General features: G+C 65.3%; 19 protein-coding genes. 17 read left to right on the plus strand and 2 right to left on the minus strand.

The window, feature by feature from the left end:
* Positions 1–462: 462 nt before the first annotated feature.
* Positions 463–990 (minus strand): DUF6428 family protein, encoded by a 528-nt coding sequence (locus tag AC1VNY_RS38660; RefSeq protein WP_482409099.1) that lies wholly within the window; start codon positions 988–990, stop codon positions 463–465.
* Between the two features lie 49 nt (positions 991–1,039).
* On the opposite strand from AC1VNY_RS38660, the gene AC1VNY_RS38665 reads away from it, so the two are divergent.
* Genes AC1VNY_RS38665 through AC1VNY_RS38680 form a run of 4 tightly spaced genes read left to right on the plus strand, consistent with a single transcriptional unit; the run spans position 1,040 to position 3,670 of the window.
* The gene (locus AC1VNY_RS38665; RefSeq protein WP_482409100.1) at positions 1,040–1,399 is read left to right on the plus strand and encodes an ArsR/SmtB family transcription factor; all 360 of its coding nucleotides are present in this window, start codon (positions 1,040–1,042) and stop codon (positions 1,397–1,399) included.
* Entirely contained in the window at positions 1,399–2,085 is a 687-nt protein-coding gene (locus tag AC1VNY_RS38670) for an aquaporin (protein WP_482409101.1), read from the plus strand. The genes AC1VNY_RS38665 and AC1VNY_RS38670 overlap by 1 nt, the downstream gene beginning before the upstream one ends.
* The gene (arsC, locus tag AC1VNY_RS38675; RefSeq protein WP_482409102.1) at positions 2,082–2,507 is read left to right on the plus strand and encodes an arsenate reductase (glutaredoxin); all 426 of its coding nucleotides are present in this window, start codon (positions 2,082–2,084) and stop codon (positions 2,505–2,507) included. Before AC1VNY_RS38670 ends, arsC begins: the two co-directional genes overlap by 4 nt.
* Positions 2,504–3,670 carry an MFS transporter gene (locus AC1VNY_RS38680; protein ID WP_482409103.1) on the plus strand — a complete coding sequence of 389 codons (1,167 nt, stop codon included), beginning with the start codon at positions 2,504–2,506 and terminating at the stop codon, positions 3,668–3,670. The genes arsC and AC1VNY_RS38680 overlap by 4 nt, the downstream gene beginning before the upstream one ends.
* Here the strand turns inward: AC1VNY_RS38680 and AC1VNY_RS38685 are convergent.
* Positions 3,639–4,547, minus strand: coding sequence for a LysR substrate-binding domain-containing protein (locus AC1VNY_RS38685; RefSeq protein WP_482409121.1), 909 nt, complete (start codon positions 4,545–4,547; stop codon positions 3,639–3,641). The two genes, AC1VNY_RS38680 and AC1VNY_RS38685, sit on opposite strands and share 32 nt — an antisense overlap.
* Positions 4,548–4,627: 80 nt before the next feature.
* Between AC1VNY_RS38685 and psrA the strand changes: the two genes are divergently transcribed.
* The 13 genes from psrA (at position 4,628) to AC1VNY_RS38750 (ending at position 20,730) form a co-directional block, all read left to right on the plus strand.
* Entirely contained in the window at positions 4,628–5,758 is a 1,131-nt protein-coding gene (psrA, locus tag AC1VNY_RS38690; protein WP_482409104.1) for an iron-containing alcohol dehydrogenase PsrA, read from the plus strand.
* 25 nt (positions 5,759–5,783) lie between these two features.
* Entirely contained in the window at positions 5,784–7,031 is a 1,248-nt protein-coding gene (phnA, locus tag AC1VNY_RS38695; protein ID WP_482409122.1) for a phosphonoacetate hydrolase, read from the plus strand.
* Positions 7,032–7,057: 26 nt separating this feature from the next.
* A complete protein-coding gene (phnY, locus tag AC1VNY_RS38700) occupies positions 7,058–8,506 on the plus strand; it encodes a phosphonoacetaldehyde dehydrogenase (RefSeq protein ID WP_482409105.1) in 1,449 nt (482 codons plus the stop codon).
* An 84-nt stretch (positions 8,507–8,590) separates the two neighbouring features.
* Entirely contained in the window at positions 8,591–9,907 is a 1,317-nt protein-coding gene (locus tag AC1VNY_RS38705) for an MFS transporter (protein WP_482409106.1), read from the plus strand.
* A 375-nt stretch (positions 9,908–10,282) separates the two neighbouring features.
* Positions 10,283–11,587 (plus strand): MFS transporter, encoded by a 1,305-nt coding sequence (locus tag AC1VNY_RS38710; RefSeq protein WP_482409107.1) that lies wholly within the window; start codon positions 10,283–10,285, stop codon positions 11,585–11,587.
* 52 nt (positions 11,588–11,639) lie between these two features.
* The gene (locus AC1VNY_RS38715) at positions 11,640–12,416 is read left to right on the plus strand and encodes a maleate cis-trans isomerase family protein (RefSeq protein ID WP_482409108.1); all 777 of its coding nucleotides are present in this window, start codon (positions 11,640–11,642) and stop codon (positions 12,414–12,416) included.
* A gap of 15 nt (positions 12,417–12,431) precedes the next feature.
* Positions 12,432–13,238, plus strand: a complete 807-nt coding sequence (locus AC1VNY_RS38720; protein ID WP_482409109.1) for a GntR family transcriptional regulator — start codon at positions 12,432–12,434, stop codon at positions 13,236–13,238.
* A complete protein-coding gene (locus AC1VNY_RS38725; RefSeq protein ID WP_482409110.1) occupies positions 13,235–13,999 on the plus strand; it encodes an aspartate/glutamate racemase family protein in 765 nt (254 codons plus the stop codon). Before AC1VNY_RS38720 ends, AC1VNY_RS38725 begins: the two co-directional genes overlap by 4 nt.
* Complete coding sequence (hydA, locus tag AC1VNY_RS38730) at positions 13,999–15,411, plus strand: dihydropyrimidinase (protein ID WP_482409111.1); 1,413 nt, start codon at positions 13,999–14,001, stop codon at positions 15,409–15,411. The genes AC1VNY_RS38725 and hydA overlap by 1 nt, the downstream gene beginning before the upstream one ends.
* Before the next feature lie 45 nt (positions 15,412–15,456).
* Positions 15,457–16,341 (plus strand): alpha/beta fold hydrolase, encoded by an 885-nt coding sequence (locus AC1VNY_RS38735; RefSeq protein ID WP_482409112.1) that lies wholly within the window; start codon positions 15,457–15,459, stop codon positions 16,339–16,341.
* A gap of 443 nt (positions 16,342–16,784) precedes the next feature.
* Positions 16,785–18,431, plus strand: a complete 1,647-nt coding sequence (locus AC1VNY_RS38740; protein WP_482409123.1) for a phospholipase C — start codon at positions 16,785–16,787, stop codon at positions 18,429–18,431.
* A gap of 109 nt (positions 18,432–18,540) precedes the next feature.
* Entirely contained in the window at positions 18,541–19,872 is a 1,332-nt protein-coding gene (locus AC1VNY_RS38745; RefSeq protein ID WP_482409113.1) for a cytochrome-c peroxidase, read from the plus strand.
* Between the two features lie 72 nt (positions 19,873–19,944).
* On the plus strand, positions 19,945–20,730 hold the full coding sequence (locus tag AC1VNY_RS38750) for an aldo/keto reductase (RefSeq protein WP_482409114.1): 786 nt from the start codon (positions 19,945–19,947) through the stop codon (positions 20,728–20,730).
* The last annotated feature ends 180 nt before the right edge of the window (positions 20,731–20,910 follow it).

Here is a 20,910-nt window from a genome sequence, read left to right on the forward strand (position 1 = left end):
AAAGCACGGGGGTAGGACCACAGGTGTAACCGGAAACAACCCGGCTTTCCCTGCGCGATGGGTTACGGCTTATACGTGCTCTCCCCGGCGAGACTGGGCTTTTTTGTCACCGTCTTCGCAACGACGCATTCACGTCCTGCGAAGAGACACCTGCCGCCAGGGCGTCAGGCCTGCACGATTTCACCGTCCGCGTCATGCGCACTCGTCAGTTGCGCACTCGGCGTCCACCGCATCTCACCGCAACACCCGTGACGATGCGCAGCGCCCCTCGATCGGGTGAGACGGGTGCATCTATACACTGAGTTGTTCTTCGGATAAAGCGAAGTATTTTTGCTCGGGAGGCTTGACCTGTCGGGCAACTCAGTGATCGGCGATTTCCGGGCAGTCCGCGGCCGTGAGCGCCAATCTGCGTGACACGCCGGGCCATGTCAGGGATTTCGCTGGGAAGTGCTCAAGCATCCATCAGCCGCAGCAAGGCTGTTTGGCTTTCGGTGCGCAGCAGGACACCTGTTCCTGGAGCCATCGGTCGCGCGGTTTGCAGCTCGACGGGCGCGCCGAGAGATAGACGCGGATCGCAGCGTCGCCGGTCTCCATGCGCTCCGCGCGATAGATCTGCATCGGCCGAACACCGTCGCTCACCTCAAATGTCAGCCTGGCTTGCGGGTCGAAGCCGACGGCCTCGTCGACCTTGCGGATGATCGCAAGAAACTTTCCGGCCGGCATGTGACCGCGGGTTTCCTCCTCGATGTCCCAGAGTTGAATGAAGGTCTCGCTCCAGCTCTCCGGGTTCGCGCCGCAATCGAGCGCCCTGAATGAACCGGTTTTGACTTCGGTCACGTGGTAGCTGGGGCGGACGTCCCGGCCGTCGTAGCTGAAGATCAGCGGTTTTTCCTTGTACGCCTCAAGGCTGGAAAGGAGAGCTGCCGATGACAGCTCTTCCACCGGAAGCAGGGCGCCGACGATCGAACGGGTATTGGCAAGCGTGTCCATGGCTGCTATCCTTATTTCAATGATTATTGAATTGTAGGATTATCGAAAGATGAAGGAGCGTCAAGCCCGAACCGCGTTTGCCGCACTGTCGCAGGAAACGCGGCTGCGGATCGTGCGATTGCTGGTCAAGGCCGGTCCTGAGGGGATGGCCGCGGGGGCGATTGCGGAGGCGGTCGAGGTGTCGCCATCCAACGTGTCGTTCCATCTGAAGGACCTCGAACACGCCGGCATGATCGTGCCGCGCCGCGAGGCGCGCTCGATCATCTACTCGGCGGATTTCACCGGTTTGCGCGACCTCATTGCCTTCCTGATGAAGGATTGCTGCGCGGGCCACCCGGAGATCTGCGCGCCGGCGCTCGCCGCCGCCCAGTGCAAGCCTTCCACGAGCAAAAAGAAGGCGCGTGCCTGATGCGCGATTTCGATCTGCCACGGCGCCTTGTGGCCGAAGGTCTCGGCACGTTGCTTCTGGTCGCGACCGTCGTTGGCTCCGGCATCATGGCAGAAACCCTGACCAAGGACGTGGCGCTGGCGCTGCTCGGCAACACACTGCCGACCGGCGCCATCCTGGTGGTGCTGATCACGATCCTTGGACCGATATCCGGCGCGCATTTCAATCCGGCGGTCACGCTGGTGTTCACGCTCAAGGGCGAACTCCGCCCGCCGCACGCCGCGCAGTACGTCGCGGCGCAGGTGCTCGGGGGAATCCTGGGTGCGATGGTCGCGCATGCCATGTTCGGCCTGCCGCTCCTGGAGCTCTCCGCCAAGGCGAGGACCGGGTTCCCGCAATGGTTTGCGGAATTCGTTGCCGCGTTCGGCCTAGTCGCAACGATCATCGGTGGCCTGCGGTTTCGCGAGGCCGCGATTCCATGGCTGGTCGGGCTCTACATCACGGCCGCCTACTGGTTCACCGCGTCCACGTCTTTCGCCAATCCAGCCGTTGCCATCGCGCGATCATTCACCGATACGTTTTCCGGTATCCGCCCGCAGGACCTGCCGGGATTTATCGTCGCCGAGATGCTGGGGGCGACGGTCGCGCTGGCGCTGATGACGTGGCTCCTGCGGCAGACCGAAACGAAGATGGAAGCAATCCGATGACGATCACGATCTACCACAATCCCGATTGCGGGACGTCGCGCAACACCCTGGCCATGATCCGCCAAAGCGGGGAGGAGCCCGAGATCGTCGAATATCTCAAGACGCCGCCCGCGCGCGACACGCTGATCGCGCTGATCAAGGCCATGGGCATCACGCCCCGCGCGCTGCTCCGCGAGAAAGGCACGCCTTATGCGACGCTCGACCTTGCCAATCCGAAATGGAGCGACGACGAGCTGATCGATTTCATGATCGCGCATCCGATCCTGATCAATCGGCCGATCGTGGTCTCGCCGAGGGGCGTGAAACTGTGCCGGCCGTCCGAGGCCGTGCTTGATCTTCTTGCCGTGGCCGACATCGGCCAGTTCGTCAAGGAAGACGGTGAAGTGGTCCCGCCCAGGACGCCGGGCGCGCGCGCCGGATGAGCCGCCGCGCAGACAACGTCCTGATTGTTGCGCTCGGGACCACGCAAACCCTTGCCTGGGCGTCGAGCTATTATCTGCCCGCCATCCTCGCGGACCCGATCGCGCGGGACCTCGGCATCTCGACCAACTGGCTGTTCGCCGCGTACTCGATGGCGCTGGTGATCTCCGGGCTGCTCGGTCCGCGCGTCGGCCGCCAGATCGACCGGATGGGCGGACGCGAAGTGCTCTGCGCGTCCAACCTCATCCTGGCGTCGGGGCTGATCCTGCTCGGGCTGTCGCAGGGCGCCGTGCTGATGGCGGTGAGCTGGCTGTTGCTCGGCGTCGGCATGGGTCTCGGCCTGTATGATGCAGCCTTCGCGGCGCTCGGGCGCATTTACGGCAACGCCGCCCGCCGCTCCATCACCGGCATTACATTGATCGCGGGCTTTGCCAGCACGATCGGCTGGCCGCTGAGTGCGTGGGGGCTCGCAACCATCGGCTGGCGCTGGACCTGTTTCGGCTGGGCGGCGGCGCACATCCTGATCTGCTTGCCGCTCAACGGCCTCCTGATCCCCAGGCTGAAGCGGGAGCATCGGATCGCGGCCGACACGCCGAAGCCGCACATTGCCATCGACCGCGCGATGGTGTTGCTGGCCTTTGCCTTCGCCGCCGCCTGGAGCGTGACGTCGGCGATGGCGGTTCATCTGCCGCGAATTCTGGAGTCGCTCGGTGCGACGCAGGCGCAGGCGATCGCGGCGGGCGCACTGATCGGCCCGGCGCAGGTGGCGGCGCGCATTGTCGAAGCGAGCCTGCTGAAGCGCTTCCACCCGCTCTGGTCGGCGCGCCTGGCCTGCATCACACATCCCTTGGGCGCCTGTGTCATCGGCCTGTTCGGCGGTGGCTTCGCGGGGGTGTTCGCGCTGTTGCACGGCGCGGGGAATGGAATCCTGACGATCGCGCGCGGCACGCTGCCGCTGGCGATATTCGGTCCGAAGGATTACGGCTACCGCCTGGGACTCCTCGGCGCGCCGTCGCGACTGTCTCAAGCCCTCGCGCCCCTCATATTCGGATTCCTGATCTCGCCGCTCGGCGGCTACACGCTTGCGGTCACATCGGCTCTGAGCTTGGCTGCGCTTCTGGCGCTGTTCGCACTCAAGCCCGGGCCGAAGACCCCCTCGCGGTAGCATCACGATCCTTCATCCGCCGGACCGTGTCGATGAACGCCTTGATGATCGGCGAATGACCGCGCCCGCTGTGATGCGCGATGCTGTACTGGGTCTTGATGGTGCGGTCGCTGATCTCCAGCGCGCGCAGATTGGGATGCGGCACGAATTCGAAGTCGGCGACGACGCTGATGCCGAGGCCGCGCTCGACCGCCTTCCACACGCCCTCGCGGCTCTCGATCTCGAACACCGGTTCGATCCGGATGCCCTCGGCCTGCATCGTCGCCTCGAACGCGCGCCGCGTGGTCGAGCCGCGCTCGCGCAGCACGATCGGTTGATCTGCCAACTCGCGCAGCCTCACCGACTTGCGCTTGAACCAGGGATGATCGCGGTTGACGAACACGATCACGCGGTGGGTGCGGTAGGGGATCATGGTGACGCGCGGATCCTCCGGCACTTCAGCCAGGATCGCGACGTCGGCCTCGAAGTCGACGATGTGGCGGAAGGTGCGTTCGGAATTGCCGAGCAGGGTCGAGATCTGCACCTCCGGATGATCGCGCTTGAACGCCGCGATGATTTCGGTGGCATGGAACGGCCCGACGGTCGCGACCCGCAGGTGTCCCTTGGTGGCCTTGCCGTGCGCGGCCAACAGGTCGTGCGCCTCGTCGCAGAACGTCATGATGCCGCGGGTGATCTCGAACAGCGCGGCGCCGGCCTCGGTGAGCTCGGTGTGGCGCGGCTTCCGGATCAAGAGCTCGACGCCGTAGCTCTCCTCCAGCTCCTTGACCTGAATGGTCAGCGTCGGCTGACCGACATTGAGCACGCGTGAGGCCGCGGTGAAGCCGCCATGGGTGGCGACCGCATGGAAGGCGCGCAGCTGGCTGAACACTATTGACATAATCAATAGAACGCATCCGTAGAATGAATTTGTCAATAGCAGCCGGCGCCGTACCTTCGCGCCAAACGGAGGACGCGCGGATGGACTGGACTTATTCCAACCCGGTGAGGATCGAATTCGGAGCCGACAGCTTCGACAAGCTGCCGGGACTGATCGGCAAGCGCGCCTATGCGCTCGTGACCTATGGCGAGCCGGTCTTCGACGAGCTCGAGCGGCGGCTGCGCGCCGTAGCGGGACCATCGGTCCTGACCATCCGCGACGTCGCGCCCAATCCGGACTACCGCCTGCTCACCGAGCAGACCGCCCGCTTTGCCGGGCTCGCCAGGCAGCCCGAGGTGATCGTAGCGCTCGGCGGCGGCTCGGTGATCGATTCCGCAAAGGTGTTCGCGGCCGCCGGCGGCGACTTCGCGACGGTCAAGACCTATCTGGAGACGCAGCAGGGCGCCGCGCGCCTCGCGGCGATCCCGATCATCGCGGTGCCGACCACCGCGGGCACCGGCAGCGAAGTGACCTGCTGGGGCACGGTGTGGGACGAGGCCAACGGCAAGAAATATTCGCTGGCGCGTCCGTCGCTTTATCCGACCCATGCGGTGATCGATCCGCGCCTGATGCTCGGCAAGCCGCAGCTGCTCACCATCAGCACCGGCCTCGACGCGCTGTCGCATGCGCTGGAGAGCATCTGGAACGTCAACAACAACCCGGTGTCGGCCAACCACGCGGTGGCCGCGGCGCGCAGCATCCTCGACGTGCTGCCGAAGCTCGCCAACGACCTCGGCAATCTCGAGCTGCGCAGCCGCATGGCGCAGGCGGCGCTGTTCGCCGGCCTGGCGTTCTCCAACACCAAGACCGCGATCGCGCATTCGTTGTCCTATCCGATCACGCTGCGGCACGGCGTGCAGCACGGCATCGCGTGCTCGTTCTCGCTGCCGATGGTGCTGCGCAGCGTCAAGGGGGCGGGCGGGCTCTGCGAGGACAGCCTCAAGCAAATCTTCGGCGCCGACCTGGCGCGGGCGGCCGACGATCTCGAGGACTTCATGGCGCGGCTCGGCATCTCCTGCAATCCGGCCGCCTACAGGATCGAGCGCGCGGAATGGCACGCGCTGATCGCGGACTCGCTCGAGGGCGAGCGCGGCCGCAATTTCTTAGGGTCGAAGGAACGGCTGATCGAGGCAGCGCAGACGCAGCGGATGCCGAGCGCGGTGAACGCGTGACGACGGCGCAGTGACAAGGAGAGGCATCATGCAAGACAATCGCAAGACAATCACCGTCAACGGGCGCCGTTACGACGCGCCGACGCGGCCAACCGTCGTGATCTGCCTCGACGGTTCGGAGCCCGGCTATATCGAGCAGGCGATCGAGGCCGGCGTCGCGCCGACCTTCGCGCGCTTCATGAAGGAGGGCGCGCATGTCCATGCCGCCAGCGTGATCCCGAGCTTCACCAATCCGAACAACCTCTCGATCATCACCGGGCGGCCGCCCGCGGTGCACGGCATCGCCGGCAACTACTTCTATGACACGGCGAACAACGCCGAGGTCATGATGAACGATCCGAAATTCCTGCGCGCACCGACCATCCTGGCCGGTGTCCATGACGCCGGCTACAAGGTCGCCGCCGTCACCGCCAAGGACAAGCTGCGCACCCTGCTTGCGTACGGTCTGGATTATTCGAGCGGCCGCGCCATCGCGTTCTCGTCCGAGAAGGCCGACCAGGCCACCAAGGCCGCCAACGGCATCGATGATGTGCTCGACTTCGTCGGCCTGCCGCTGCCCGAGGTCTACTCGGCCGATCTGTCGCGCTTCGTGTTTGCGGCCGGCGCCAGGCTGGTCGAGCACTACCGTCCCGATCTGATGTACCTGTCGACCACCGACTACATCCAGCACAAGGTCGGGCTCGGCACCAAGGTCGCCAACGACTTCTACGCGATGATCGACGGCTATCTTGCGAAGCTCGATGCGCTCGGCTGCAACATCGTGGCGACCGCCGACCACGGCATGAACGACAAGTTCCTGCCTGACGGGAAGCCCGACGTGATCTACCTCCAGGACGTCATGGACGACTGGACGGGTACGGGCGCCGCACGCGTGATCCTGCCGATCACCGATCCCTACGTCGCCCATCACGGTTCCCTCGGCTCGTTCGCGACCATCTACACGCCGGAGGGCGCCGACGTCGACACGCTGCTGTCGCGGCTGCGCGCGACCGGAGGCATCGAGGTCGCGCTGACACGCAACGAGGCCTGCGCGAGGTTCGAGCTGCCGCCGGACCGGATCGGCGACATCGTCGTGATCTCCACCAGGCACAAGGTGCTCGGCACCAGCGAGTCGCGTCACGATCTCTCGGGCCTGACCGAGCCGCTGCGCTCGCATGGCGGGCTGACCGAGGAGCGGGTGCCGCTGATCGCCAACCGCAGGATCGCGCTGCCGGCCGGCCACGCCCTGCGCAATTTCGACGCCTTCGACGTCGCGCTCAACCGCATCCAGTGACGCTATCGGACCCCAAGGACAGTGCCATGAACATCCAGAGCCCGGCCGTTCGCCACGAGCAGATGCGGATCGCAGGCAGCCTCGTCGACACCGACGAGCATGTCGAGGTTTTCAATCCCTACACCAACAAGGTGGTGGGCACGGTGCCGGCGGCGCGGCCGGAACATGTGCGCGGCGCCTTTGCCAGGGCGGCCGCGTTCAAGCCGAAGCTGACGCGCTACGAGCGCCAGCGCATCCTGCTGCGCACCGCCGAGATCCTGGCCGGGCGCAAGGAGGAATTCGCGCGGCTGATCACCGCCGAGTCCGGCCTGTGCTGGAAGGATTCGCTCTACGAGGCCGGCCGCGCCTACGACGTCTATTCCTTTGCCGGCCAGCTCGCGATCAAGGACGACGGCGAGACGTTCTCCTGCGACATCAGCCCGCAGGGCAAGGCGCGCAAGATCTTCACGACGCGCACGCCGCTGCTCGGTGCGATCTCGGCGATCACGCCGTTCAACCATCCGCTCAACATGGTGAGCCACAAGATCGCGCCGGCGATCGCGACCAACAACCGCGTGGTGCTGAAGCCGACCGAGCTGACGCCGCTGACCGCGCTTGCGCTCGCCGACGTGCTCTACGAGGCTGGGCTGCCGCCGGAGATGCTGTCGGTGGTAACGGGCAATCCGCATTCGATGGGCGATGCGATGATCACCGATCCGGACGCCGATCTCGTGACCTTCACCGGCTCGGTCAGGGTCGGCAAGCACATCGCCAGCAAGGCGGGCTACAAGCGCCTGGTGCTCGAGCTCGGCGGAAATGATCCGCTGATCGTGATGGAGGACGCCGACCTCGAGAAGGCGGCCGAGCTCGCGGTCACCGGCGCCACCAAGAATTCCGGCCAGCGCTGCACGGCCGTGAAGCGCATCCTCTGCGTCGAGGCAGTCGCTGACGATTTCGCTGCGCTGGTGCTGAAGAAGGCGCGCAAGCTGAAGTGCGGCGACCCGATGGACCCGACGGTCGACGTCGGCACCGTGATCCATGAGGGCGCGGCGAAGGAATTCGAGCGCCGCGTCAATGCCGCCGTCGCCGACGGCGCCGAGCTCTTGCACGGCAACGCTCGCGACGGCGCGCTCTATCCGCCGACCGTGGTCGACCGGATTCCCTACACCAGCGAGCTGGTGATGCAGGAGACCTTCGGCCCTGTCATCCCGATCATCCGCGTGCCCAACGACATCGACAGCGTGATCCGGATCTCGAACGCGACCGCGTTCGGCCTGTCGTCCGGCATCTGCACCAACCGGCTCGACTACATCACGCGGTTCGTCAACGAGCTCGATGTCGGCACCGTCAATGTCTGGGAAGTCCCGGGCTACCGGATCGAGATGTCGCCGTTCGGCGGGATCAAGGATTCCGGCCTTGGCTACAAGGAAGGCGTGCAGGAGGCGATCAAGAGCTTCACCAACGTCAAGACCTATTCGCTGCCCTGGCCGGCATAGGGACGTCCGAACGAGGGCCGCACGCGCGCAACAAGAACAACGCGGCGGCCGACTGCAATCACCAATCAATCAGGGGAGGCCTCAATGTCGATCACGTTCAGTCCGTCGAGCGTCGGCTCGGTCGGAGTCCAGAATCCGGAGCTTGCGACATCGTTCCGCCGTGCGCAGTGGCGGATGCTGTTCGCGGCGATGTTCTGTTATCTGTTCTTCTACACCGGGCGGCAAACCTTCGGCTTCGCCATTCCCGGCATCCAGGCCGAGTTCGGCGTCACCAAGGAGGCGCTGGGCTGGGCCAGCGCGGCGCTGCTCTGGTGCTACGCGGTCGGGCAGGCCATCAACGGCAATCTCGGCGACAAGTTCGGCGGCCGCCGCGTGATGAGCGCCGGCGCGATCCTCTCCTTCATCATGAACTGGGCCACCAGCCTGTCGACCGGGATCGTCAGCCTCACCGCGTTCTGGGGCATCAACGGCTATTTCCAGTCGATGGGATGGGCGCCGGGCAGCCGGCTGCTGTCGAACTGGTGGGGCCGCCACGAGCGCGGCACGGTCTACGGGCTCTATACGTTCGCGGCCGGTCTCGCCTCGGTGCTGTCATTCGTCACCTCGCTGGTCGTGGTCGGCTACTTCCAGCTCGACTGGCGCTGGATCTTCCGCATCCCGGTGGTGCTGCTGCTGCTCGGCGGCATCGCGTTCTATCTGATCGCGCGCGAGAAGCCCGAGGACATGGGCTTTGCCTCGCCGCATGACGAGGCCGACGATGCCGCTGCTGCGGAAGCTGCGGTCAGCGCCGATGAGGGCTCGCTGGCGCGCTACAAGGCGGTGCTGTCGAACTGGCGGCTGTTGGTCGCCGGCGTCGCGATCGGCTTCCAGAACGCGGCGCGTTACGGCCTCTTGGTGTGGGTGCCGGTGCACTTCCTCGGCAGCAACTGGGCCAAGGCCGGCGCCGCCTCGGTGATCGATCCGCGCTGGATCAGCATCGCGCTGCCGGTCGGCATGGCGGTCGGCGCGTTCAGCAATGGCTGGGTCTCGGACAAGGTATTCGGCTCGCGCCGCTACCTCGCCATCGTGCTCTACATGGCGCTCGCCGCGGTCACCTCGCTGTGCATGTACGCGATCCCGACCTCGGATGTCGTTCTCGGGATGACGGTGCTGTTCCTGTGCGGCTTCTTCACCTATGGCCCGCAATCCTCGTTCTGGGCGCTATGCCCGGATCTGGTCGGCCACAAGCGGGCAGGGACCGCAACCGGGGTGATGAACTTCTTCGCCTATCTGTTCGCAGGTCTCGGCGAGCCGATGATCGGCCACTTCATGGACAAGCATAACCAGACCTCGCTGGTGTTCCTGGTGGTCGCGGTCTGCGCGACCTCCAGCGCGGTGGTTGCGGCCTTCATCCGCCGCTGACGAACGATCCGCATGGGCGGCTCACCACAGGTCCGCGCTTCCGACGGGAAGCGCGGACCACTATTTTTGCAATGAGCAGAACGCCGTTGTGCGTGCGATCGCTGCAGCCGCAACGCGGGGACCAATCCCCTGAACTTGCCTGGCTCGAGCGAGTGATCTGGCGCCCAATCCCTGATCACTGGTGCTCAATTATAGCGCTGATACGAAAATATCCACAGTAATATCAATATGATGTAATAAATTGCATGCAGAATACAAAATGTGCTTGTCGGTTCGACCGCCTTGAAGCAGACTTCGCGCAGGGCAGGAGAGGCCAGCAACCTTCAAGGACGAGGGGCGCGCCAGGGCAAAACAATCTGTCAGGAGGAGCGAGCAATGAGCGATCAGGTGTCCACCATCGCAATGGCAGATACGGCAAAGCCGAGCGGCGTGCGCTGGAAGATTTTCCTGCTGATGCTGTTCCTGATCTCGATCAACTATATCGATCGCGCCTCGCTCTCGGTCGCGATGCCTGTGATCGCCAAGGAGTTCGATATCGATCCGGCGATGCAGGGCCTGATCCTGAGCTCGTTCTTCTGGACCTACGCGCTGATGCAGGTGCCGGGCGGCATGCTCGCCGATCGCTTCAAGCCGCGCATCGTGATCGCGCTCGCGACGCTGTTCTGGGGCTTCTTCCAGGCGCTGGCGGCGCTGTCCACCAGCTGGATGCTGCTGCTGCTGACCCGGCTCGGGCTCGGCGCATCGGAAGCGCCGATCTATCCGGCCGGCGGCAAGCTCAACGCGATCTGGATGACGCAGACCGAGCGCGGTCGCGGCGCCACCCTGCTGGACGGCGGCGCGCCGCTCGGTGCGGCGCTCGGCTCGATCGTGATCGCCTGGCTGATGGCGGCGTTCAGCTCCTGGCGGGTCGCCTTCGTCATCGCCGGCGTCGGCACCATGCTGTGCGGGCTGTGGGCCTGGTACTACATCCGCAACGTGCCGCGCGAGCATCCGTCGGTCAATGAAGCCGAGGCGCACTATCTCGAGGAGGCGCACGCGATCGAGGATGCGGCGACGCCGCCGTCCTCGGGCGCAAGCTGGATGGCGTATTTCCGGTTTCGCTCGGTGTGGTGCATGTGCCTCGGCTGGATGTTCTTCAACACCACGTTCTACGGGCTGCTGACATGGATGCCGACCTACCTGTTCAAGGTGCACGGCTTCGACATCAAGGCGCTGGGCGGCGCGTCCTTCATCATCTTCTTCGCGGGCTTCGTCGGCGAGCTGGTCGGCGGCTGGATCGGCGATAACTGGCGGGAGCGGGGCGGGTCGCCCAACACCGTGTTCCGCACGCTGTTCGGCATCGCGGCGATCATGGCGACGGTCTCGATCTTCCTCGTCGCCTACGTCACCAACGCGGTTGCGGTCGTGGTGCTGCTGTCGACGACGCTGTTCTTCCTGCGCTGGTGCGGCATGTACTGGGCGATCCCGTCGGCGCTGGCGGGCCGCGGCAAGTCCGGCTTCCTCGGCGGCTGCATGAATCTCGGCGGCAACATTGCGGGCATCACGACGCCCCTGATCGTCGGCTTCATCGTGCAGGCCACCGGCTCCTACTTTCTGGCCCTGATGTATTTCGCCGCCGCGGGCATTGCGCTGTTGATCTGCTCGACCCTGATCGATTACAGCCGCAAGCTCCCGGTCTAGAACGGATGCGGCCGAATCCGCCCAGGGTTCGGCCGCTTGACGAGGCTCACCAATGACACGTCCTATCAGGCTCGGCATGCTGACGCCGTCGTCGAATACCGCGCTCGAGCCGATCACCTGCGCGATGCTATCGGGCGTCGACGACGTCTCGGCACATTTCTCGCGCTTCAAGGTGACCGAGATCGCGTTGTCGGAGCAGGCGCTGCGCCAGTTCGACGCCAGCGAGATTCTTCGCGCGGCCGAGTTGCTTGCCCATGCCAAGGTCGACGTCATCGCCTGGAACGGCACCTCGGCAAGCTGGCTCGGCTTCGACCGCGACGAGAGCCTGTGCGAGGAGATCACGGCGGCAACCGGTATCAAGGCCTGCACCACGGTGCTGGCCTATCGCGACCTGTTGCGGCGGATCGGCGCCAGCCGCATCGGGCTGGTGACGCCGTATCGCAAGGACGTGCAGGAGCGGATCGTCGCCAACTGGAATTTGCAAGGGCTGCATTGTTTTGCCGAGCGGCATCTGTCGCTGCAGGACAATTTCTCCTTTGCCGAGGTCAGCGAGGCCGAGGTCGCGCGGCTGATCGAGGAGGTGGTGCGCGAGGGCTGCGATGCCGCCGTCGTACTCTGCACCAACATGCGCGGCGCCGGCGCGGCCGAGCGGCTGGAGCGCGGATTTGGTGTCCCGGTGCTGGATTCGATTGCGGTGACGCTGTGGGCGTGCCTCACAGCTGCCGGCTGCGATCCGTCGCGCGTGCAGGGCTGGGGCAGCCTATTCGCGAACCCCGATCTGCGCGCGGCCACCGCGATCCACGTGGGAGGGCGCGATCTCCAATCATGACAATGCAGGCAAGTGGTGACTGAAGCCAAAGCGACCAGACGTACCAAGGAACCCAAGCGCGCGATGACCGCGCTGCAACGCCGCCGCCTCCGTGTGCCGCGGGTCGGGCTGCACGAGCAGGCGGCGGCGCGGCTGCGCACCATGATCGTGCGCGGCGAGCTAGCGCCGGGTCAGTCGCTGGGGGAGGCGGACCTGTCCGATGCGCTCGGCATCTCGCGCACGCCGCTGCGCGAGGCGCTCAAGCAATTGGCGAGCGAGGGCCTGGTCGAGCTGCGGCTCAACCACAGCGCCGTGGTGGCGCCGTTCCGCCGCGCCGAGCTCGCCGAACTGTTCGAGGCCGTCAGCGGCATCGAGCGCTGTGCCGCCGAGCTCGCCGCGCTGCGCATGGAGCCGGAAGACTTCGAACGGCTTGCGGCGCTGCAGGACAAGATCGAGTGGCATCACGGCCGTGGCGAGCTGCGCGACTATTTTCAAGTTAATCAGCAGATCCATTCGGCGATCGTCGGCTTCGCCCGCAATGCGGTGCTGAAGGCGACGCACGAGGCGCTGCTGGCGCGGGCCGAGCGCGCGCGCTTCTTCGCGCTGTCGGTGCTCGGCCGCTGGGATGAATCGGTGCGGGAGCATCAGGAGATTTTGTCCGCGCTGAAGGCGCGCGATGCGGCCCGGGCCGGGCAGATACTGGCCCACCACGTGCGCCGCACCGGCGAGATCGTCGCCGAGACGCTGGATGCCAAGACGCTGGATGCCGAGGCGGACGACGCTGCGGCACCGGAGCCTCCGGCAAGGCCGCGCGGCCGCAAGACGAGGAACGTTGCGCCATGAAGATCCTGCTGCTCAATCCCAACACGACGGCTGATGTGACGGATCTGCTTCATGCAGCCGGCAGCAAGGCGGCGTCGGCCGGCACCGAGCTCGTGCCGGTCACTGCCGCGCGCGGCGTGCCTTATATCGCGACCCGCGCCGAGGCCCAGATCGGCGGCGCGATCGCGCTGGAGATGCTGGCCGAAGCCGGTCCCGGCGTCGATGCCGCCGTGATCGCAGCTTTCGGCGATCCCGGCCTGTTCGGCGCGCGTGAGCTGTTCGCGTTTCCGGTCGTGGGATTGGCCGAAGCTGCGATGCTCACGGCCTGCATGCTCGGCCGCCGGTTTGCGATCGTCACCTTCGCCGGCGCGCTGGCGCCCTGGTACGAGGAATGCGTCGCCATGCACGGGCTGAGCTCGCGCTGCGCCGGCATCCGCACGCTTGACGGTCATTTCCAGTCGATCTCGCAGGTGCAGGCCGAGAAGGAGGAACTGCTGGTCGCGCTCGCCAACCGCGCGGTCGAGCAGGACAGCGCCGACGTCGTCATTCTGTCGGGCGCGCCCCTTGCGGGACTCGCGGCAAAGGTCCGCGACCGCATTCCGGTGCCGGTGGTCGATCCGGTCGCGGCGGCGGTGCGGCAGGCGGAAACGCTCGCCGTGCTCAAGCCGCGCAAGGCGGTGGCCGGCACCTTCCGCCGTCCCGATCCGAAGCCGACGCGCGGGCTGGCCGAGCCACTCGCCGCAATCATCGAACACCGCTCACCGAAGGAGGGGACAAACTGATGTCCTTCGACACCATCATCCGCGGCGGCACCGTCGTGACCGCTGCCGACACCTTCGCCTGCGACGTCGGTATCCGCGGCGGCAAGATCACGGCGCTCGGCCACGATCTCGGCGATGCGGCCACGATCATCGATGCCACCGGCCGCCTGGTGCTGCCCGGCGGCATCGACAGCCACGTCCATTTCGCCCAGCCGTCCGGCGACGGCATCGTGATGGCCGACGGCTTTGCCAGCGGCACGCGCTCGGCGGCGTTCGGCGGCAACACCACCGTGCTGCCGTTCTGCCTGCAGGAGAAGGGCCAGACGCTGCGCGAGGCGCTGAAGCATTACCATTCGCTGGCCGAAGGCGAGTGCCATGTCGACGTCGCCTTCCATCTCATCCTCACCGATCCGACCGAGCATGTGCTGGGCCAGGAACTGCCGGCGCTGGTCGAGGACGGCTACACCTCGCTCAAGGTCTTCATGACCTATGAGGGCCTCGCGCTGTCGGACCGCGAGCTGCTCGAAACCATGTCGGTCGCGCGCGAGACCGGTGCCATGCTGATGGTCCATGCGGAGAATTTCGACGCCATCCGCTTCCTGACCGACCGGCTGGAGCGCGCCGGCAACACCGCGCCGCGCTTCCATGCGACCTCGCGGCCGATCCCGGTCGAGCGCGAGGCCACCCATCGCGCGATCTCGCTGTCCGAGCTCGTCGACGTGCCGATCATGATCGTGCATGTCTCGAACCGCGAGGCGATGGACGAAATCCGGCGCGCGCAGCAGCGGGGCTTGCGGGTGATGGGCGAGACCTGTCCGCAATATCTCATGCTGACCGAAAAGGATCTCGATCAGCTCAACATGGAAGGCGCAAAATACGTCTGCTCGCCGCCGCCGCGCGACGTCGCCAGCCAGCAGGCCTGCTGGGAAGGGCTGCAGCAGAAGGTGTTCTCGGTGTTCTCGTCGGACCATTGTCCGTTCCGTTACGACGACCCGCAAGGCAAGCTTGCGCCGAAGGGGCGCACCAGCTTCCGCTGGGTGCCGAACGGAATCCCGGGTGTGGCGACGCGGCTGCCGATCCTGTTCTCCGAAGGCGTGGTGAAGGGGCGGATCGACCTCAACAGCTTTGTCGCCTTCAGCGCCACCAACCACGCCAAGATCTACGGCCTCTATCCGCGCAAGGGCACCATCGCGGTCGGCTCGGATGCCGACATCGCGCTGTGGGACCCGAAGCGCAAGGTGACGATCCGCCACGAGCTGATCCACGACGGTGCGGACTACACGCCCTATGAAGGGCTCGAGGTCACGGGCTGGCCGGTGCTGACCATGGTGCGCGGCAAGGTCGTCGTCGATAACGGTACGCTCGTCGGCGGCAAGGATCACGGCACCTATCTGCCGCGCGCCAAGCCGCCGAAGGCCGCGACCATTCCGTAACGCGACCATCCCGCAACAAGCAAAGAGAGAAGGCAGGAGATCAACATGCCCTATGCTGTGACAGACGACGGAGTGCGGCTTTATTTCGAGGAGACCGGATCGGGGCATCCGGTGATCCTGGTTCACGAGTTCGCCGGCGACTTGCGCAGCTACGAGCCGCAGATGCGGCACTTCGGCAAGCGCTTCCGGACCATCGCCTACAATGCGCGCGGCTTTCCGCCGTCGGATGTGCCGGAGCAGATCTCGTCCTATTCGCAGGCGCGCGCCGCCGACGATATCCTGGCCGTGCTCGATCACATCGGCGCGCCGAAGGCGCATATCGTCGGTCTGTCGATGGGCGGCTTTGCGACGCTGCATTTCGGATTGCGTCACCCTGATCGGGCGCTGTCGCTGTGCATCGGCGGCTGCGGCTACGGCGCCGAGCTCGACAAGCGCGATACGTTTCGCGCCGAGGCCGACGTGATCGCGAACATGATCCGCAAGGAAGGCATGCCGGCCTTCGCCGAGCGCTATGCCTACGGGCCGACCCGCGTGCAGTATGAAAACAAGGACCCGCGTGGCCACGCCGAGTTCAAGACCCTGCTGGCCGAGCATTCGGCGGTCGGATCGGCCAACACCCAGCAAGGCGTGCAGAAGGAGCGTCCCTCGCTCTACACGCTGGTCGACGAGATGAAGCGCATCAATGTGCCGACGCTGATCATCACCGGCGACGAGGATTGGCCGTGCCTGTTGCCGGGCATCCTGATGAAGCAGAGCATCCCGTCGGCCGCGCTCGCGGTGATGCCGAACTGCGGCCACGCCATCAACATCGAGGAGCCCGACGAATACAACCGGATCGTCGGCGATTTCCTGGCGCAGGTCGAAAGCGGCCGCTGGCCGCAGCGCGATCCGCGCGCGGTCAGCGCTTCGATTACGGGAATGAAGGAGTAGGCTTCACGCCGAGTTGAATCGCGGCCATCATCCGCCACCAGGCCAAGCATCCGCGCTTTTCGAGCAACATCCTCGGAAGGCGCGGATTTTTTTCGGGTGTGAGCACGCCGCGACAGCAGGCGGCGCACAATCTGTTCGCATGATTGCTGTCATTCAATTCCATGTCTTCTGACCGAAGCCGCGTCCACGGATAGCCGCTCGCGTGAGGCGTGACGTCTGTCATACGCGCAAAGATTGGTCCCTCGATGCCTGCTGCAACCGATGCGGACATGAGCGCGCATCATCGTTCGTCGCATTCATTCGACCGACACAGCGCTGTCATCGGTGGTGGATAACTTGTCGCAGGTCGACGTCATAAATCCTTAAAAATAAAAAGGGGCACTACGGTGAAAGCCAAATTTCTTTCGACGGTCGGAGTCTGTCTGGTTGCTGCCGCTGCGGTGATGTGCAGCGCCGCAGCTCAGGACGACAACAAGGGCAATAACGGCCACGATCATCATCCGCACGACATCCACACCCAAACGCCGATCAAGCATCTCGTCGTTATTTTCAACGAGAACCGCTCGTTCGATCACTACTTCGCAACCTACCCGGTTGCGACCAACCCGACCGGCTCGATCCCGTTCACGGCGAAGCCGCATACGCCGAAGGTCAACAACCTCGCCAACGCCAATCTGTTGACCAACAACCCGAACACCAACCCGGCCAACGGCACCGGCGCGACCAATCCGTTCCGCCTCGACCGCACCCAGGCCAACACCAAGTCGCAGAACCACGCCTACACGCCCGAGCAGCAAGCGGTCGACAACGGCAAGGAAGACCTGTTTCCGAAATTCACCGGTCGCGGCACCGCCGGCGGCGTCGGCGCCTTCGGCACCAACGGGCAGGTGATGGGCTATTTCGACGGCAACACCGTCACCGCGTTCTGGAATTACGCCCAGAACTTCGCGATGAGCGACAACAACTGGACCGACACCTTTGGTCCGTCGACGCCCGGCGCGCTCGAAGTGGTTGCCGGCCAGACCAACGGTGCGCAGAACATCGTCGGCTCGTCATCGTCGATCGCCGACGGCCAGGGTGGCCTGACGCTGATCGGTGATACCGACCCTGCCTACGATGCCTGCTCGAGCACGACCAGCCAGGTCCTGATGACCAGCAAGAACATCGGCGACCTGCTCAATGCCGAGCAGATCAGCTGGGGCAGCTTCATGGGCGGCTTCGACCTGACGCTCAAGAACAGCAACGGCACCACCAACTGCGGCCGCAGCACCTTCTCGAGCAACGTCAACGGCACCGTCGTGGACTACATCCCGCACCACGCCTGGTTCCAGTACTACAAGTCGACGGCCAACCCGACCCATGCGCGGCCGAGCTCGGTGAATGCGGTCGGACACACCTATGTGCCCGGCGGCAAGACGCTCGATCCGGCCAATCATGCCTACGATCTCGAGGACTTCTACGCCGCGGTGAAGGCCGGCAACTTCCCGGCCGTCTCCTACATCAAGATGCCGGCCTACCAGGACGGTCACCCCGGCAACTCCGATCCGCTCGACGAGCAGGCCGGCAATGTCGAGCTGATCAACTTCCTGCAGAAGCAGAAGGAGTGGGGCGAGACCGCGGTCATCATCACTTACGACGACTCCGACGGCTGGTACGACCACCAGTACCTTGCGCCGATCAGCGCCTCGTATGATCCGACCGCCGACCAGGTCAACGGCCCCGGCCAGTGCGGCCGCGGTATCGGCAAGCAGACGCAGCCGAACGGCCTCAACGGCCAGCCAGTGAACGGCCGCTGCGGTCCCGGCACGCGCGTCCCGTTCCTGGTGATCTCGCCCTTCGCCAAGCGCAACTACGTCAGCCACACCCGCATCTCGCAGGCGTCCGTCGTGCGCTTCATCGAGGACAACTGGCTGCACGGCCAGCGTCTTGGCGGCGGCGCGTTCGACGACAACGTCGAATCGATCGCCGACATGTTCGACTTCGAGCGCGGCCACGGCCAGGACCACGAGTACCGGCAGGACACGCTGTTCCTCGATCCGACCGCCGGCACGGTCATCGTCAGCCCGCCGGATGATCACCATCACCACTAACGCCCTTCGGTTCTGATCCAATCAGAACCGAAGCTCCGCCCTGACGCGTTCTGCTCGCGCGAACTGGTCTCCAGTTCGCGCGAAAACGCTTAACGACATTGGATATGACATGAATGGCCGCACCTTGTGGCTTCTCGGCGCCGGCCTGCTGTGCATGGCCGGCACTGTTGCGGCCGTCGAGACGCAGGGACTTCCGGGGACCAATCCGAACCCGGTGCAGCTCAGGCGTCCGCCGGTCGCCCCGCTGTCCGCCATGGCGCAGCTCGGCCAGAAGATCTTCTTCGACGCGTCGCTGTCCTCCTCGGGCGCATTGTCATGCGCGTCCTGTCACAGCCCGGACCATGCCTACGGGCCACCCAATGACGGGCCGGTGATGCTCGGCGGGCCCGCGCAATCCCGGCAAGGGACACGCGCCGTGCCGGGCCTGACCTATCTCGAGCGGCAGCCGAATTTCAGCATCGGGCCGGAAAAGGACGAGGACGACAATGTCGTCGACTTCGCGCAACTGGCCGCGCTCGGCCAGCAGGCCGCGCGCGCCAGGAAAGTGGCGACCGGGACTGCCGCCTCGGCGGTCAACATCGTGCCGCAGGGCGGACTGTTCTGGGACGGCCGCGCCGATACGCTGCAGGACCAGGCGATCTTCCCGCTGCTCGATCCCAACGAGATGGACGGCGGCAGCATCGAGATCGTGGCGCAGAAGCTGCGCCGGGCGAGCTACGCGCCGCGCTTCGCCGAGCTGTTCGGCGCTGGTGTCTTCGACAATACGCGGCTGCTGGTCGCGGAGGCGATGTTTGCCGTCGCGCGTTATCAGGTGGAGGAGCCGAGCTTCCATCCCTACACCAGCAAGTTCGACTACTGGCTGGAGGGCAAGGCGCGATTGAACGAGAGCGAGTTACGCGGCCTGCAATTGTTCAACGATCCGGAGAAGGCCAATTGCGGCGGCTGCCATACGTCGCAGCCGACCCGGGATGGTCTACCGCCGCTGTTCACCGATCATCAATATGAGGCGCTCGGCGCGCCGCGCAACGCCGCGCTCGCCGGCAACCGCGATCCCGACCATTTCGATCTCGGGGTTTGCGGTCCGTACCGCACCGACATTGCCGAGCAGACGCAATATTGCGGGATGTTTCTGACGCCGACCTTGCGCAACACGGCGACGCGTCGCGTGTTCTTCCACAACGGCGTCTTCACCAGCCTCGAGCAGGTGCTCGACTTCTATAACTTCCGCGATACCAATCCGGAGAAGGTCTTTCCGCGCGGCGCCGACGGCACGGTGCGCAAGTACGATGACCTGCCGGAAAAGTATCACGGCAATGTCGACGTCAGCGATCCGCCGTTCGAGCGCCATCTCGGCGACACCCCCGCGATGACGGCGCAGGACGAGGCCGACATTATCGCCTTCCTGAAGACGCTGACCGACGGCTACCTGCCGGAGCGGTGAGACGTCGCGACGTTCCACCGCGGAACCGAACCGTGAGTTGGCAGCGCTTCGTCATGCGCGCATAATGGCTGCATGAATGTCGTCGAAGGCAACGGCGCCAGGATCCCGGCAATCGGGCTCGGCACATGGGAGCTGCGCGGGCGGACCTGCGCGCGCATCGTCGAGCAGGCGTTGCGGCTCGGCTATCGCCACATCGACACCGCGGAGATCTACGACAATGAGCGCGAGGTCGGCGAGGGGCTGCGTGCCTCCGGCATCAAGCGCGACGACGTGTTCGTCACCACCAAGGTCTGGACCACGCATTTCATGGCGAAGGATCTCGAACGCGCCGCCAAGGAGAGCCTGGCGCGGCTGCGCCTGACCGAGGTCGATCTGTTGCTGCTGCACTGGCCCAATCCTCAGGTGCCGCTTGCCGAGACGCTCGGCGCGCTGGCGCGGGTCAGGCAAGCGGGCCTGGCGCGGCATATCGGCGTCTCCAACTTCAACGCGGCGTTGATCGAGGAGGCGGTGGCGACATGCCCCGAGCCGCTCGCCTGCGACCAGGTTGAGTACCATCCTTATCTGGACCAGGCCGATGTGATCGAGGCCTGTCGACGCCGCGGCATGGCGTTCGTTGCCTACAGCCCGATCGCGAAAGGGCGGGTCAAGGGCGACCGCGCGCTGGCGCGGATCGGCGACCGCTATCGCAAGAGCGCCGCCCAGGTCTGCCTGCGCTGGCTGGTGCAACAGAATGTCTCCGCGATCCCGCGCACCTCGAAGCTCGAACGCCTTCAGGAAAATATCGGCATCTTCGATTTCGAATTGTCGGATGAGGACATGCGCGAGATTTCGGCGATGGGCAGCGCTGACGCGCGCTGATAAGCCCCGTTGCGCATGGGGCACGGCCTGGACATCAAGTCTCGGAAAAATGGCTGGGTCCTGATCCCAATCATGCTAATGCCCCGCTGGCCGATTGCAGCTTTGGACCGAATGGGGATTGAGGCAGGCGGGTTCCGACCGGTATTATAGCCGGCGGGGAGAGACATCACTGACGTGATC

The sequence above is a fragment of the Bradyrhizobium ferriligni genome (assembly GCF_056837965.1).